Origin of the sequence: Leuconostoc suionicum, assembly GCF_001891125.1 — a bacterium.
GTDB lineage: Bacteria > Bacillota > Bacilli > Lactobacillales > Lactobacillaceae > Leuconostoc > Leuconostoc suionicum.
Window position 1 is genome coordinate 1146625 of sequence record NZ_CP015247.1, and the last position, 15470, is coordinate 1162094.

The following is a 15470-nucleotide window of genomic DNA, read 5'->3' on the forward strand; positions in this document are numbered from 1 at the left end:
TATCTCACCACCTATAGTTATCTCATTTATTTATTATATTATAACGAATTAATTTAGTTCACGCAACACGCTAATCGCTGACATTGCATAGAGTGGCGCTGTTTCAGCTCTCAATATTCGAGGACCCAATCCAGCTAATTCAAAATTCTGCAATCGTAATTCCTCAATCTCATTTTCTGTTAGACCACCTTCAGGACCAAATACACAGACTAGTTTTTTTCCAGATGGAACAGCAGAAACAGCAGCTATCAGTGCCGCACTTTCGCCATCACGAGCTGATTCTTCCCAAGCAACAAGTCCAGTATTTTTAGGCATTTTGATAGTATCTTGCCACATGGAAAAAATAATTTCTGGAACAACCAACCGATGTGCTTGCTCTGCTGCAGCTTGCGCGATTTTATTAAATCTTTTAATTTTCTTTTCTTGTTGCTTCCGCCAATCAGCAACTGTTCGTTTCATTGAGGTGAAAACGATTGTTTTGACACCAAGTTCTGTTGCTTTTTGGATAAACCAGTCAGAACGATCATTCTTGAGGGGAGACACGACGAGCGTTACATCTATTGGTAACTCAACATTTGAATAATATCGATCAACCACTTTGATATTAATAACCTCGGAATCAATTAAAGTAACTTCTCCAAGACAAATTTCCAAATTATTACTAACAAATTCAGCTTTTGACCCCACTCGAGCTCTCAAAACTTTGCCAAAGTGCTTAAAAATGTCATTTTTAGCTGTTAAGCGAATCGTATCATTAATTGGTTCGTTTAGAAAATAGCGTTGCATTATTTAGAATCCTTTTTTGCAATGAATGCATGCCAGTCACCCATTGTTGTATGTTGAAAAATTTTATATCCTGCTTGTTGTAGTTGTTGTTCAATCGACACTGAAATGGCGTCATAGATTCCAGAAACCAAGAAATAGCCACCTGGCTTCAGACGTGACCACGTCTGTGGAATAAGACGTTCAATAACGTCAGCTAGAATATTAGCAACGATCAAGTCTACAGATTTATCAATAGCAATTGACTCCAGTAAGTCACTAGTTACCACTGTAACATCATTGGCCACTGGGTTTAACGCTAAATTTTCTTTAGCAACATTCACTGCCATCTCGTCAATGTCTGTTGCTAAAATGTCTGCTACACCTAGTTGTTTTGCAGCTACGGATAGTACTCCTGAACCCGTACCGACGTCTATCATGCTTTCTCCACCACGAACGACAGTTTCTAGCGCTTGGATCATTAACCGTGTTGTTTCATGAACTCCTGTTCCAAAAGCTAACTTAGGATCCATAATAATGGGATATTCATCTTCTTGAGCTGCTACAAATTTTTCCCATGAAGGTACGACAGTAATGTGTCTTGTTATGCGGGTGGCATGATAATATTGCTTCCAGTTGTTTTCCCAATCTGATTGTGCAATGCCATTTAATGTAATAGTTGCAGGTGATGCATCAACCCCAAGCGTCACTAAATTATCCAACTGTTCTTTTATCCGACTAACAGTGTTAGGTAAAGATGCATCGTCTTCAAAATAAGCTGTCACTGTTACTGGTGAGATATCATCGACAATCTGCACACCCTCAGCACCGGTTGACATTAATATATCAGCAATTGGTTCAATGCCATCATTGTTCGTCGCAACGTTGAGTGCTTGCCATTTATTGTTCGTCATACTTCACCACTACTTTTCCCATCATGCGACCCGCTTCAACTTCTTTAGTAGCAGCACGAATATTTTCTACAGATAGCCCGTGATAAGTCTTTGACAGTGTCGTCTTGATTTTATTCTCATCAAGTAAACGTGCTACCTGATTAAGTGCATTCCCTTGAGACTGCATATTAACACCATAGTTTCCCTTAGCAAACATGAACACCCAGCTAAACTGTGCGCCAATGTTCTTCAAAGGTCCCATATCAATTGGCTTTGTCGTTTCAACAATTGATGCAATTCGTCCAAATGGCTTAATAACGGCTGTTGCAAGTGGCCAATAATAATCCGTATTTTGTAAAATCGCAATATTGTCAACTTTATCGTGCTGAATCTTTCTCATCTGCTCGTTCAAATCTTGATGGTAGTCTAAGATATAATCAGCCCCAAGTGACTTAACCCAAGTAACAGACTCGGCGCGAGATGCTGTAGTGATAACTGTCATCCCGATATACTTTGCTAATTGAATTAATACGGATCCAACACCACCAGCACCATTCACAATTAAAATTGTGTGCCCCAAGGCACTGTTTTCCTCAAGATCATAACACAATGCTTCATGTAAGATTTCGTAAGCTGTAATTGATGTTAACGGCATAGCCGCAATTTCTTCATCACTTAATGAGGTGGGGGCATGGCCGACCAACGCTTCATGAACAACTTGAAGCTCAGCGTTAGAACCGGGTTTCAATTGTGCTCCAGCGTAGTAAACTTTATCACCAACACTGAAATGTTGAACATTTTGACCAACTTCTACAACCACACCGACTGCATCAAAACCCAAAATACGAAAAACACCACTATGAGCATAATTGGCTCTCATTTTTGTATCCACCGGATTGACAGAACTGGCCAAAACTTTAACTAGTAATTCATCTTTATCCGGTTGTGGTCGGGGAATAACTTTTTCCACAAAAGCATCCGGTTGATCAATTGATAGAGGCCGTTCAAATCCAATGGCACGCATTTTATGACTTTGACCAAATGGCCAAATATTTTTTATTTTATCTAATAAATTCATTCTGATAACCCACTATTTAAAATATTATTCAGCGTTTGTTTTGATACTTGATAAACTGGTTTAAAGTTTTCATGAGTATACAACATTGTTATTGTCATATTTCTCGTCGCTGAGGTTGGCATGTCATCATTCAAAACACTTTGCCAGTTTTCAGCGATCATAGCATACTCAACTAAGCGCAACTGTTCAGCAGATAATTTGCTTGCCTCATTAGATTTTTTTTGTAATTGTTTTTCAACATAACTTTGAACTTTTTTCTGGCCGGCAGGCAAATCAATAGGTGTTACTTGATATTGAACCTTTGCGTTATGGTATCGATCATACCTTATTCTTGTGATTTTATAGTTACGATCGCGTTGTAAGGTCGTTACATATCGTTGCGATAAATCACTTATGACTGGTTTCTTTTGATACTTATGACCATCAAAAGTAACCGAATTTGCCACTTTGGCGCTGCTCTTCCACGCTTTGCCAACGCTAGTAGCAATTTCTGTTTGCCACGCTGTATTTGTTAAATGCACAACCTGTTCGGTGCGTTTGTCATCAGAATGGCCTGTCAAGCCAAATTGTAACGCAATCGCTGCATCTTTTTGAAGAGTTTTCACACGGGTCTCTTGCGAGATACCATCAAAATTAAAAACAACTCTGGCAACTGTCAGAATAACCACTAACAACATAACTACTACTGAACAAACTGTTAAAATCTTAACCTTACGATTTGTTGGTTTTGACTGTTCGGATAAATTGCGTGCTAATCTAGAACGCTTTGTGTTAGTTTCCTCGGGCATATTGGGCATCGTCCTCCGTTTTAAGCACAGCCATGAAAGCTTCTTGCGGTACCTCGACTGAACCAACAGATTTCATACGTGCCTTACCCCTTTTCTGCTTGTCGAGCAACTTTGCACGACGATCAGGATCACCTGTATGAATTTTAGCCGTAACATCCTTACGATAAGCTTTAATGTTTGTACGAGCTAATATTTTAGCGCCAATAGCTGCTTGCACTGGAATTTCAAAGTTTTGACGTGGAATGATCTCTTTTAGTTTAGAAGTAATAATCCGTCCTCGTTCTACAGCAAAGTCACGATGAACAATGAAACTCAGGGCATCGACCTTCTCACTATTTAAAAGAATATCTATTTTGACCAAGTCGGATTGTCTGTAGGATGATAACTCATAGTCAAGTGAAGCGTAACCACGCGTGCTAGATTTTAGTTTATCAAAGAAATTGAAAATAATTTCGGACAAAGGCATGTAATACTTGACATTGACACGCGTGTTATCCAAATATTCCATTGTGTCAAATTCGCCACGTTTGCGTTGCGCAAGTTCCATAACAGCACCAACGTAATCATTAGGCACCATAATTTGGGCATGCACATAAGGCTCCTCAATGTATTTCACTTTGGATGTGTCTGGCATTTCTGATGGGTTTTCAATCTCAATCGTTTCCTCATCATTAGTTACCACTCGATAAGTAACAGACGGAGCAGTTGTCACCAAGTCCAAATCAAACTCGCGCTCCAGCCGCTCCTGAATGACATCCATGTGGAGCAAACCCAAAAAGCCAACTCGATACCCAAAGCCTAGTGCTTGTGAAGTTTCTGGTTCAAACGTTAGCGCAGCGTCATTGAGCTGTAGTTTTTCCAAAGCTTCCCGTAAATCCGTGTACTTAGCGTTGTCTGAAGGATATAGACCAGAATAAACCATAGGTGTCATCGGTTGATATCCGGATAATGGTTCACTGGCTGGATTATTTACTAGGGTAATTGTATCACCAGAATGTGTCGTATGAATGTCCTTAATAGCTGCTGTTAAGTAACCAACATCCCCCGCCATCAAGTAATCACGCTTCTGAGCATTTGGAGACATCACACCAACTTCCGTGACCTCATATTCCGCACCAGTGTTCATCATACGAACCTTATCACCAGGCTTTACAATGCCTTCTCGTACACGCATGTTAACAACCACACCACGATAAGCATCGTAGGCTGAATCAAAAATCAAAGCACGTAGTGGTGCATCGATATCTCCTTGTGGTGCAGGTAAATCGGTAACAATTTTTTCCAGCAGTTCTGGAATACCAATACCTTGTTTAGCTGACGCTAACACTGCCTCTGAAGCATCAATGCCAATAACATCCTCAATTTCCGTACGAACCTTTTCGGCATCTGCCGCCGGTAAATCAATTTTGTTAATTACAGGTAGAATTTCCAAGTCATTATCTAGGGCCAAATAAACGTTAGCTAACGTTTGTGCTTCAACGCCTTGAGAAGCATCAACAACAAGTATAGCCCCTTCAGCAGCTGCCAATGCCCGTGACACCTCATAAGAGAAATCAACGTGCCCTGGTGTGTCAATCAAATGAAAAATGTAGGTCTCTCCATCTTTAGCATCGTAATGAACTTCGACCGCATTTAGTTTAATCGTAATTCCACGTTCACGTTCTAAATCCATCGTATCCAGTAACTGATTCTGCATGTCACGTTCAGCGACAGTATGTGTCTGTTCCAGGATACGATCAGCGATGGTTGATTTTCCATGGTCAATGTGTGCAACAATTGAAAAATTACGTATGTGCTTTTGTCGTTCTTTAAGTTCATTCAAATTTAATTCTGTCATAATTGGCATTTTTTTCTTTCAGTTTTCTATCTATTTAATTTTACCATAAAGCCTCACGTTACTTTTCGAAAATGATACCGCTATTTTAGCAAAATAAAAAAGCTAGGCTATTGCCAAGCTTTTAACTTTCATGAAAATTTAACGACGTGTGGTCCTTTTTCTTTCAACCCTGCAGACAGTATCTTCATCACGGTAATCATGTTTTCATCGGAAACAAGTTTTGGCATACCTTTGACCAATGTGTTATAAACAGAATCATAAACTCTGCCATAATCACCCTGAATACTAGGTATGTATTTATCAATGCGATCACCACTCTGATTGTAGTATACCAAGTGCCCATAGTTTTGTGGCGTGTCAACGCCAAAACGTGCGTCTCCAGGCATAATACCAGTTTTAAGGTCATTTTCCTGCTCATCAACCTCATACTTAATAAATGTGCCTTGTGTTCCACGCAACTGCCATTTTGGATATTGGATTGTTGCTAATTCTGTGGTTTGAATTGTTGCTTTAAAAGCTTGTGGATAAAAAAGGTTAACCTCAATTTGGTCGTCTACAGGACTGTTCAGTAATCGAGTAGAACGTATGTCGTAGGTTGCTGAATTCGGTGCACCAAAGAGACTCACAATTTGATCTACCAAGTGAACCCCATGACCGAACAGCGATCCGTCGATTTCATTACCATTCAATTGTCCGTCATTAGGTCGATAATGGTCCATATGAACCTCAAGATCAACTAAACGACCGAGGTACCCATTTTGAATAACCCGTTGAACTGTCAAAAAGTCACTATCAAATCGCCTACTTTGAAATGGCATCAAAAATAACTTTTTATCATAAGCAATATTGACCAGATCACGAGCCTCAATATCACTAGCAGCCATTGGCTTGTCAACCATAACATTTTTTCCAGCCAGTAGTAGTCGTTTTGTCACCTGATAATGACTAGCTGAAGGCGTTACAACAACCACTAGATCGATGGTTTCATCTTCAATAATGTCATCAATATCTGTTGAAAATACAGTACCAGTAGCTTCTAACTCAGATTGCTCTGCTGGTCTTTTCCCAAGTGTAGGTGTTACTACACGGCTCACGTGAAACTTATCTTGCCGTAACTTTAAATAAGGTAAATGATAACGATTTGTGCTTTTTCCAAAACCAACATAAGCAATATTCAACATAATGACCTCCTACTTTCTAGTGACGACCTATTATTTAATCATTTTACTTAATAACAATTTGTTCTAAATCACCCAATTCACTAATTAAGCGATGAATTACATTCAGTTGTGCATAGCGATTGTTTTTAACAGCTACATTCTCGGCGTTAACCATTGTAGCTTCAAAATAAGTTGAAATAGGAGATTGCAATCCAGCTAATGCTGAATAAACCTCGTCAGCACCTTCTTTTACTAAGTGGCTCAAGTTCAGTGCATACGTTGCCTGGTACAATTCTTTTTCAGCATCATTTTCAAATAAAGATGGATCCACGTTGTCATTAGTTAGCTGCTTAACTGCCAAGCGATCGACACGTGTCAATGCTTCAATCACATCACGGAAATTATCATCTTTACTGTGAGCAGAAAGTACATTAATACGATCCATGAGGTAAACAACGTCAGTATTTCCTGAACGACTAACGCCTGCAGATACCAAATCTTGGCGAATACCATCATCCAATGTTAACTTACGCACGCGATCTAAGATAAATTCCAGTACAGCTGTGATATCAGCCGCAGCAACTTCTCCTTGTGATTGGGCAAACTGAGTTAATATCGGTTTCAAAGCAACATGCCAATTTTTCCCCTGTAATGTTCTTACAATACCTGTTGCTGCGCGACGTAGTCCATAAGGATCATTTGAACCGCTTGGTGTTAAGTCAGCTGCAAAGAAAGTTACAATAGCATCTAGTTTATCGGCAACTGCTAGTACAGCACCAATATCTGACTCAGCAATTTTTCCTGTTGCTGAAGTCGGCATATAGTGCTCTTTAATTGCTGCAGCCACAGCGGGATTCTCACCAAATAATTTAGCATAGTGTTCACCCATAATACCTTGCAATTCATCAAACTCACCAACCATACCGGTCATTAAGTCGAATTTATAGATTTCTGCTGCACGGCCCACGTTAGACAATTGTTGTTCATCAAAATTCAGTGATTGCGCTAATGTATGTGCCAAAACGCCAGTTCGCTGCATATGTTCATAAACAGTACCAATTTTTTCGTGGAAAACCAGTTTTTTGACCTTTTCCATGTAGTCAGCGATTGTTTTAGTTTGGTCTTCTTTGTAAAAGAATTCTGCATCTTCAAGACGAGCAACCAGAACTTTTTCATTACCAGCAATAACATTATCCAAATGCTCTTGGTTCCCATTACGTACTGATAAGAAATGTGGCAATAATTCCCCGTCATGATTAGTAACAAAGAAGAAACGTTGATGTTCGCGCATTGATGTGATTAATACTTCATCAGGAATTTCCAAATATTTTTTATCAAAAGTACCAGCAAATGCCGTTGGCCATTCGACAATATTATTAACTTCTTCCAGCAAGTCCTGTGCTGCACTAGTGTCTAATTCTAATGACCAATTGTTTTGTTTAGCAATTGCCGTCAGTTGAGAACGGATTGCATTTTTTCGTGCCTCAGCGTCAACTATAACACTTGCTGATTCGAGTGTACTTACATAATCGTCAGCAGAAGGAATTTCAACATGTTCATTTGACAAAAAGCGGTGTCCTCTTGTAACACGACTAGTCTGAACATCTAATACATGAAAATCAACTACTTTCTTACCAAACAAGGCGACAAGCCAGCGAATTGGTCGTACGTACAAGAAAGCATTATTTGCCCACTTCATGTACGTTGAGAACTTCATCTCTGAAACCACCTCGTCACCAATCTTGACCAAGATATCCTTGGCAGGAACGCCTTCAGTATGCTTTGTTAACCACACATAGCCATCTCTTGTTTCAAAGTCATCTGGTGTTGCGACTTGACCACGTGCAAATCCCATTGCTGCCTTAGTCCACTCACCATTGGCATCTTTTGCTCTTTCAATTGACGGACCACGCTTTTCTTCACTCAAACTTTCTGATTTTTCCGCTACATCGGTTAATTCAACAGCCAACCGACGTGGGGTTGAATAAGGCTTGATGGCACCAACAGGCAATCGATGCTCAGCTAAAAAGTTTTTTGTTCTTTCAATTAATTGATTTTCTGAACTTGTGACCAAATGTGCTGGCACTTCTTCAAGACCAATTTCTAATAAAAATGTTGACATGAGTTATTCTCCAATATTGATTTTATCTCTGTTACTATCAGGCATTTTCTTTGGTGTACTTACCGTTTTTACCAAGATACTTATCACGTAATGTCTGATCTTTTAGCAAAGGAAAACCAAGCTTAGCACGTTCTTCAATAAATACTTTTGATACTTTGCGAGCCATTGTACGAATACGATGTAAGTAACCAGCACGTTCCGTGACCGAAACTGTACCACGTGCATCTAACAGATTAAATGTATGTGATGATTTCAAAATATAGTCATAAGCCGGATGTACCAAGCCCAAATCCAACAAACGAGTTGCTTCTGCTTCAAATTCTTCAAAGTGGCGCAACAACATATCTTGGTTAGATTCTTCAAAAGCGTATTTTGAATGTTCGTATTCTGGTTCTTTGAAAATATCACCGTACAACACACCATTACCCCATTCAAGATCGTAAACCGTTGGTACATCTTGAATGTATGATGCTAATCGTTCTAGACCATAAGTCACTTCTGCCGTCACAGAATCTACTTCAATTCCACCAACTTGCTGGAAATAAGTAAACTGTGTCACTTCCATACCATCTAGCCAAACTTCCCAACCAATTCCTGCAGCACCCATGGAGGGATTTTCCCAGTTATCTTCAACGAAACGTATATCATGTTCTAATGCTTTAATACCCAAAGCTTCTAAAGATCCCAGGTAAAGCTCTTGAATGTTTTCAGGGGAAGGCTTCATCACTACTTGAAACTGATGATGTTGAAATAAACGGTTTGGATTATCGCCATAGCGGCCATCAGCTGGGCGACGAGAAGGTTGAACGTAAGCGGCGTTCCAAGGCTCAGGACCATTAGCACGTAAAAATGTATATGGCGACTGTGTTCCAGCGCCAACTTCATTGTCATATGCTTGCATTAAGTTTGCACCTTGTTTAGCCCAGTATTGTTGTAGAGTCAAAATGATATCTTGCAATGATAGTTTTTCGTTTGTCATAATCGTTCTTCCTTAAAAATTTATCGACAATTCAGCACAGATGATGTCGATATTTTGTTATATTTACCAGCATCAAAAAACCGCGTGTAAGCTCATCCAATGCCAAAATAATTGACATCAGGACGCTTACGCGCGGTTCCACCTGACTTCCGAGCTATAAAACCCGACACTCGATTGTTTGTCCATTCCACCAACGCCACTTGGCTTCATCACGTACAAAACTCAATAATGATATTATGCACCCTCTACGACAAATCGTCAAGTAAAATTTCTACATTAACCTACTCGAAAACTTTCTGACAATGTTTTAACAATCAAATTAAGCAATGCTCTTGATGGCGCAATTAAGTACACAACTCGAATGTGACCATCTGGCATATGCCACTCTAAATAAGTCATTGCTTTAATACTGTCAGAGGTAGTATCTTGGTAAGTACCGTCAATTCGAGAGACTTGTACATTATCGACATGATCTAATGAAAGATAACTTTGTCCCGTAATTTTTTTAAAACTAAAACTAGCAACATCAACACCAAATCCCTGACCTTGAGTGCTGGTTAAAATCATTATGTTTTGTTGTGACTGCAACCACTGCAAAGAAGCTGCATCTTGTTCCCAAATCCCATGGACCTTAAAGAAACCAAACTCTGCATCTCCTATTGTATCTTCTGTTAATCCTTTGTATGCCGTCGTCTCAAAATCGTCTGGAAGTTCAGTGACTTCTTTTTCAGGTATCGAAGATCCTGAGCTAGCGTCTGATAGGTTATCATCTGTCTCTTGGGCTGACGAGCTCATAGAACCATTTTTAACAGAATAACTTGAAGATACGGATGTACCTCGATTTTCATTAACCTGATGCTGTTCTTGAATATATCTTTGCGCAGCAGCTCTAAATTCATGTGTAACATGCTTTAAAGCGGTAACCTGGAAACAAACCGTTAAAATCATTACAACGCTAATTACAGCTGCGTAAAATGATTTTTGCTTTTTACTTAAAGTTGGCGTCCAATAGGCAGAACGCCTTGAAACCAAGTAAATAATCCAACCGAAATATATTAAAAATGCAATTGGTGCCAAAATAACTAAACGAATACTGACTAAAATGCCGAAACTCACTCCTAAAAGGGACGGGCTCATCAGTACAAACATAATTGTCTGCACTGGAAATCCCGTATCTCGTAATCGTCTAATAAATAAGGATAAGTTTGGAATAGTTATTAAGATACTGAATGTCCCCGATAACTTGGTCGCTAACGGCCATGAATTAAAAAAGTTAATTGATACAAATAAAATAGATGCAAAAATAAATGTATTCACGATTTGAACCCACCAGAAATCCAATCGATACGCACCACTATGAAAATCAAAAGCTTCCCGCCAATATCTCAAATATCTCCTCAGCACATCCCTCTCCTAAATAAAAAGACTTGGATTTATCCAAGTCAAGCATAATCGCAATATCTTACGAAAATCAAATTGTTAACAATTCTTTTTCTTTTTCAGCCGCTATGCCATCAATTGCTTTGATGTTTTCATCAGTCAACTTTTGTGTCTGATCTTCGGCCTTACGGGCATCATCTTCAGGCATTTCTTTGTCTTTTTTAATATCATCCATAATATCACGACGAACATTACGAACTGAAACTTTAGCTTTTTCAGCTTCAGCCTTCACTTCTTTAGCAAGTTCTTTACGACGTTCTTCTGTCATTTGTGGAATAGCCAGACGTACAATATTCCCATCAGAAGCAGGATTCAAACCAAGATCTGAAACATTAATTGCATGTACAATAGCTTCTAATGCACTCTTATCAAAAGGCGTAATTAACAAAATACGCGCCTCTGGTACAGAAATAGAAGCAACCTGATTAAGTGGTGTCATTGCACCGTAATATTCAACTTCTACACGATTCAAAATATTAGGATTTGCACGTCCTGTTCGGATATTAGCTAATTCACGTTGGAGTGCATCTTGTGCACCCTTCATACGTTCCTTTGCATTGGTTAAATCAAAAGTCATTATTTTTCTCCCGTTACTGTTGTTCCAATTTCTTCACCAAGTACAACTCGCTTTAAATTACCAGGTGTATTAAGATTAAACACCACCAAAGGCATATTGTTATCCATAGAAAGCGAACTAGCTGTGGAATCCATTACTTTCAAACCTTTTTTCAAGATATCAAGATGAGTTAATTCGGTAAACTTAACTGCATTAGCATTTTTATTTGGATCTGAGTCATAAATGCCATCTACACCATTTTTACCCATTAAAATTGCATCAGCATTAATTTCATTGGCACGCAAAGCCGCAGTTGTATCTGTTGAAAAATAAGGAGACCCAGTTCCTGCAGCGAAAATAACAATGCGCCCTTTTTCTAAATGCCTAATAGCACGTCCACGTATGTAGGGCTCAGCGATTTGTTGCATTGTAATGGCTGTTTGTACACGCGTTTGCACACCAGCACGTTCCAATGCATCTTGCAAAACAAGAGCATTCATCGTTGTACCAAGCATGCCAGTGTAGTCAGCACGGGAACGTTCCATACCGATTTTTGATGCTGGTTCGCCTCGCCACAAATTCCCACCACCAACAACGATCGCAATTTGCGTACCCAAATCGTGGACATCCTTTAGCTCTTCGGCAATAGAAGAAACAGTTTCAAGATCAATTCCTTGGCCTTTGTCTCCTGCTAACGCTTCGCCAGAGAGCTTCATCAAAACGCGTTTGTACTTAATATCAGTCATGTTTAACCTCTTTTATTTGCTTATACAAGTATATCAAAAATTTAGAAAAATTTCCGAAAAAAAAGTGCGCTATTTATATATAGTACACTTTTTAACTAATTAGCTTCATAGATAAAACAATCAATGGCAATTAGTAATTTCTAAATATTAACCAAGTTGCTTAGCAACTTCTTCAGCCAAATCAGTGACTTGCTTTTCAATGCCATCACCAACTTGGTAACGAACAAATGACTTAACTGATCCATTTTGTGAAGCAATGAATTGTGCAACTGTTTGGTCGCCGTTTTTAACAAATGGTTGATCCAACAAAGAAATTTCAGCCAAGAACTTTTTGATACGTCCTTCGACCATGCGTTCCTTAATGTTATCAGGCTTACCATTCAAATCTTCAGAAGCTAACTGCACTTCCTTTTCCTTAGCAACAACATCAGCAGGCACTTGATCATCAGATACAAATTGTGGTGCAATGGCAGCAACATGCATTGCGATATCTTTGGCAGCTTCTTCTGAAGCACCATCAACAACAACCAAAGCTGAAATTGAGCCTGCCAAGTGAGAATATGAACCAAAGTTTTCTGAATCTGACTTTTCTACTACTGAAAAACGACGCAAAGTAATCTTTTCACCAGTAATTTGAGTTGTTCCGATAATCTTGTCGTTCAAAGTTTGACCTTCTTGAACTTCAAGTGCCAAAGCAGCTTCAACGTCAGCAGGTGCAAATTCAACGATTGTGTTGGCAACTGCGTTAAGCAATTCGTTAAATTCAGCATTACCAGCCACGAAGTCAGTTTCTGAGTTTAATTCAATAATCGCAGCGCGGTTACCCTTAACGGCAACGGCTGTCATTCCTTCGGCAGCGACACGATCACCTTTTTTAGCAGCTTTTGCCATACCCTTTTCACGCAATAAATCAATTGCCTTGTCTAGGTCGCCATCAGCTTCAACCAATGCTTTTTTAGCATCCATCATTCCAACAGATGTCTTATCACGTAATTCCTTTACTTGTGCAGCAGTAATTGCCATTATAGTGCTCCTCTAAAATAGTTTAATGTATTTTTATTATAACATATTAAAATACCATTCCGCGTCCCGAACAGGTCCGCTAGGAACGGTATTTATAGAATAAAATTAATTAGTTATTGCCTTCTTCAACGATGTTAGCAATTTCTTCGATTGATTCTGTGTTTTCATCACCTTCAACGAATGCATCTTCAGGTGCTGAATCTTGGCCTTGACGACCTTCAATAACAGCATCGGCAATCTTTGATGTGATCAAACGTACGGCACGAATAGCATCATCGTTAGCAGGAATCTTAACATCGACTACATCTGGGTTAGCATTTGTATCGATCATAGCTACAACTGGGATGTTCAGCATGTTTGCTTCCTTGACGGCAATTTCTTCCTTCTTTGGATCAACAACAAACAATACATCTGGCAAGCCAGGCATATCTTGAATACCACCTAAGAACTTTTCCAACTTTTCACGTTGCTTGTTCAACAGAACAACTTCTTTTTTAGGCAATTGCTCAAATGTGCCGTCTTCGGCCATTGTTTGCAAATCCTTCAAACGTTGGATACGTGTCTTAATAGTGTTCCAGTTTGTCAATGTACCACCCAACCAACGATGGTTGATGTAGTATTGACCAGCACGTGTTGCTTCTTCAGCAATCGCATCAGAAGCTTGCTTCTTAGTACCAACGAATAATACGTTAGCGCCATCAGTAGAAGCGTTACGAATAAAGTTATAAGCTTCATCAACTAACTTAACTGTCTTTTGTAAATCGATGATGTGAATACCATTACGTTCTGTAAAGATATATTCGTCCATCTTTGGGTCCCAACGACGTGTTTGGTGACCGAAGTGTACTCCTGCTTCGAGGAGTTCTTTCATTGAAATAACTGCCATGTTATGGCCTCCTAGGTTTTTCCGCCGACAAATTCGTTGTTCACGCTGACATTTCTGCACCTACGTGTTCTCATTTATCGTGTGTATTTGTTGCTTTTCACAACATATTTCATTTTACATTATTTTTGGTTCCTTGACAAGCATATTACCAAATTCTGACCACGTGGTGTGCTAATAAGTACTGTTCCTTGTTAATTCGTGTTAATTTCTTAAAATTCGCCTCTGCTTTTAATGCTTCGCTCTTTGTCTGGAATTCTTCATAGTGAATCAATTTTAATGGATGTCGCGCCTTTACCCGAGTAAACTTTGCTCCTTTGCCAGACTCATGCGTCGCTAAACGACGTTGTACGTTATCCGTGAATCCACCATAAAAATAACCATCCGCTGTATACAACACATAAAAATAATAATATTTCATTCATGCCACGCTTTACCATAGAGGATGTCATGAACTTCTGATGTATAGTCATTGTCATCAGTATAGGCGATAAGGGGCGGCATAATGCGCACACCACCTGGTCGGCCAGATTTAATGGCTTCTATTAAAACCATATTGGCTTCACGGTTCGCCTTTCCATAAACAAATTGAACTCTTTTAATCATGAGCTTTCGTGCAGCAAACGCTGCAAATATATCTGCTAGTCTTTCCGGCCGGTGTACCATATAGACCTTGCCATTATTTTTCAGGAGTTTGTTGGTAATTTGGGCCAATTCAGGCAGGTTAATCATCAACTCGTGGCGCGCAATTTCATAATGTTTATCTATATTAGTCTTGGTAGTCTCAGTTAAGGGAAAATAAGGTGGATTTGTCAGAACAGTTTCAACCGAACCAGGTTGAATTTCATTAAATATATCTTTCATGTCAGCTTGAAGGACCGAAACACGTTCATGCAAATTGTTCAGTTCAATGCTGCGTTGTGCCATTTCAGCTAATTCTGGTTGTATCTCGACTAACTTTATTTTTCCAGTCACTTTCGGGGCGTAAAAAAGGCCAACTGCGCCAGTACCTGATCCCAAATCTACAGATAACCCTTTACCTTTCCCCTTTACATCAGCAAAATGTGCTAATAAAATTGCATCTAAGGAATATGAAAACATGTCTGGATTCTGGATAATATTAATATTTTGTGATGGAAGTCCATCGATACGTTCATTTGCTTTAAGAAATGGTTGTGTCATTTGCGTTTCTCTCTGTTTATC

15 protein-coding genes are annotated in these 15470 nt (G+C 39.2%); all 15 read right to left on the reverse strand.

The genetic code is table 11. The features are described 5' to 3' along the window. Positions 1 to 48: 48 nt before the first annotated feature. The 15 genes from A6B45_RS05760 to A6B45_RS05830 all read right to left on the reverse strand — a co-directional run bounded on the left by A6B45_RS05760 (position 49) and on the right by A6B45_RS05830 (position 15449). Positions 49 to 786, reverse strand: coding sequence for an RsmE family RNA methyltransferase (locus A6B45_RS05760; protein WP_072613749.1), 738 nt, complete (start codon positions 784 to 786; stop codon positions 49 to 51). Then, complete coding sequence (prmA, locus tag A6B45_RS05765; RefSeq protein WP_072613750.1) at positions 786 to 1676, reverse strand: 50S ribosomal protein L11 methyltransferase; 891 nt, start codon at positions 1674 to 1676, stop codon at positions 786 to 788. Before prmA ends, A6B45_RS05760 begins: the two co-directional genes overlap by 1 nt. Further along, positions 1663 to 2733, reverse strand: a complete 1071-nt coding sequence (locus tag A6B45_RS05770; protein ID WP_072613751.1) for a zinc-binding alcohol dehydrogenase family protein — start codon at positions 2731 to 2733, stop codon at positions 1663 to 1665. The genes prmA and A6B45_RS05770 overlap by 14 nt, the downstream gene beginning before the upstream one ends. Continuing rightward, entirely contained in the window at positions 2730 to 3521 is a 792-nt protein-coding gene (locus A6B45_RS05775; protein WP_072613752.1) for a GTP-binding protein, read from the reverse strand. Before A6B45_RS05775 ends, A6B45_RS05770 begins: the two co-directional genes overlap by 4 nt. Then, positions 3505 to 5358, reverse strand: a complete 1854-nt coding sequence (gene lepA, locus A6B45_RS05780) for a translation elongation factor 4 (RefSeq protein WP_072614487.1) — start codon at positions 5356 to 5358, stop codon at positions 3505 to 3507. Before lepA ends, A6B45_RS05775 begins: the two co-directional genes overlap by 17 nt. A 128-nt stretch (positions 5359 to 5486) precedes the next feature. Continuing rightward, the gene (locus tag A6B45_RS05785; protein WP_072613753.1) at positions 5487 to 6539 is read right to left on the reverse strand and encodes a Gfo/Idh/MocA family oxidoreductase; all 1053 of its coding nucleotides are present in this window, start codon (positions 6537 to 6539) and stop codon (positions 5487 to 5489) included. Positions 6540 to 6582: 43 nt separating this feature from the next. After that, positions 6583 to 8640 (reverse strand): glycine--tRNA ligase subunit beta, encoded by a 2058-nt coding sequence (gene glyS / locus A6B45_RS05790; RefSeq protein ID WP_072613754.1) that lies wholly within the window; start codon positions 8638 to 8640, stop codon positions 6583 to 6585. Between the two features lie 37 nt (positions 8641 to 8677). Continuing rightward, a complete protein-coding gene (gene glyQ, locus A6B45_RS05795) occupies positions 8678 to 9619 on the reverse strand; it encodes a glycine--tRNA ligase subunit alpha (RefSeq protein ID WP_072613755.1) in 942 nt (313 codons plus the stop codon). Positions 9620 to 9895: 276 nt separating this feature from the next. Continuing rightward, positions 9896 to 11008, reverse strand: coding sequence for a DUF805 domain-containing protein (locus tag A6B45_RS05800; RefSeq protein WP_081371172.1), 1113 nt, complete (start codon positions 11006 to 11008; stop codon positions 9896 to 9898). 82 nt (positions 11009 to 11090) lie between these two features. Next, positions 11091 to 11636, reverse strand: coding sequence for a ribosome recycling factor (gene frr / locus A6B45_RS05805; protein WP_072613756.1), 546 nt, complete (start codon positions 11634 to 11636; stop codon positions 11091 to 11093). After that, complete coding sequence (gene pyrH / locus A6B45_RS05810) at positions 11636 to 12361, reverse strand: UMP kinase (RefSeq protein ID WP_072613757.1); 726 nt, start codon at positions 12359 to 12361, stop codon at positions 11636 to 11638. Before pyrH ends, frr begins: the two co-directional genes overlap by 1 nt. A 147-nt stretch (positions 12362 to 12508) precedes the next feature. Next, the gene (gene tsf / locus A6B45_RS05815) at positions 12509 to 13384 is read right to left on the reverse strand and encodes a translation elongation factor Ts (protein WP_072613758.1); all 876 of its coding nucleotides are present in this window, start codon (positions 13382 to 13384) and stop codon (positions 12509 to 12511) included. Positions 13385 to 13493: 109 nt separating this feature from the next. Next, positions 13494 to 14270 carry a 30S ribosomal protein S2 gene (gene rpsB, locus A6B45_RS05820; RefSeq protein ID WP_002814693.1) on the reverse strand — a complete coding sequence of 259 codons (777 nt, stop codon included), beginning with the start codon at positions 14268 to 14270 and terminating at the stop codon, positions 13494 to 13496. Between the two features lie 145 nt (positions 14271 to 14415). Next, positions 14416 to 14688 carry a GIY-YIG nuclease family protein gene (locus tag A6B45_RS05825; RefSeq protein ID WP_072613759.1) on the reverse strand — a complete coding sequence of 91 codons (273 nt, stop codon included), beginning with the start codon at positions 14686 to 14688 and terminating at the stop codon, positions 14416 to 14418. After that, positions 14685 to 15449 (reverse strand): tRNA1(Val) (adenine(37)-N6)-methyltransferase, encoded by a 765-nt coding sequence (locus A6B45_RS05830; protein ID WP_072613760.1) that lies wholly within the window; start codon positions 15447 to 15449, stop codon positions 14685 to 14687. Before A6B45_RS05830 ends, A6B45_RS05825 begins: the two co-directional genes overlap by 4 nt. Positions 15450 to 15470: the final 21 nt, after the last annotated feature.

Coding starts and splice junctions, on each gene's coding strand:
- tsf (WP_072613758.1), bottom strand. CDS start 13,384: ATGGCAATTACTGCTGCACAAGTAAAGGAATTACGTGATAAGACATCT.
- A6B45_RS05760 (WP_072613749.1), bottom strand. CDS start 786: ATGCAACGCTATTTTCTAAACGAACCAATTAATGATACGATTCGCTTA.
- pyrH (WP_072613757.1), bottom strand. CDS start 12,361: ATGACTGATATTAAGTACAAACGCGTTTTGATGAAGCTCTCTGGCGAA.
- rpsB (WP_002814693.1), bottom strand. CDS start 14,270: ATGGCAGTTATTTCAATGAAAGAACTCCTCGAAGCAGGAGTACACTTC.
- A6B45_RS05770 (WP_072613751.1), bottom strand. CDS start 2,733: ATGAATTTATTAGATAAAATAAAAAATATTTGGCCATTTGGTCAAAGT.
- A6B45_RS05785 (WP_072613753.1), bottom strand. CDS start 6,539: ATGTTGAATATTGCTTATGTTGGTTTTGGAAAAAGCACAAATCGTTAT.
- lepA (WP_072614487.1), bottom strand. CDS start 5,358: ATGACAGAATTAAATTTGAATGAACTTAAAGAACGACAAAAGCACATA.
- glyS (WP_072613754.1), bottom strand. CDS start 8,640: ATGTCAACATTTTTATTAGAAATTGGTCTTGAAGAAGTGCCAGCACAT.
- A6B45_RS05825 (WP_072613759.1), bottom strand. CDS start 14,688: ATGAAATATTATTATTTTTATGTGTTGTATACAGCGGATGGTTATTTT.
- A6B45_RS05830 (WP_072613760.1), bottom strand. CDS start 15,449: ATGACACAACCATTTCTTAAAGCAAATGAACGTATCGATGGACTTCCA.
- glyQ (WP_072613755.1), bottom strand. CDS start 9,619: ATGACAAACGAAAAACTATCATTGCAAGATATCATTTTGACTCTACAA.
- prmA (WP_072613750.1), bottom strand. CDS start 1,676: ATGACGAACAATAAATGGCAAGCACTCAACGTTGCGACGAACAATGAT.
- frr (WP_072613756.1), bottom strand. CDS start 11,636: ATGACTTTTGATTTAACCAATGCAAAGGAACGTATGAAGGGTGCACAA.
- A6B45_RS05775 (WP_072613752.1), bottom strand. CDS start 3,521: ATGCCCGAGGAAACTAACACAAAGCGTTCTAGATTAGCACGCAATTTA.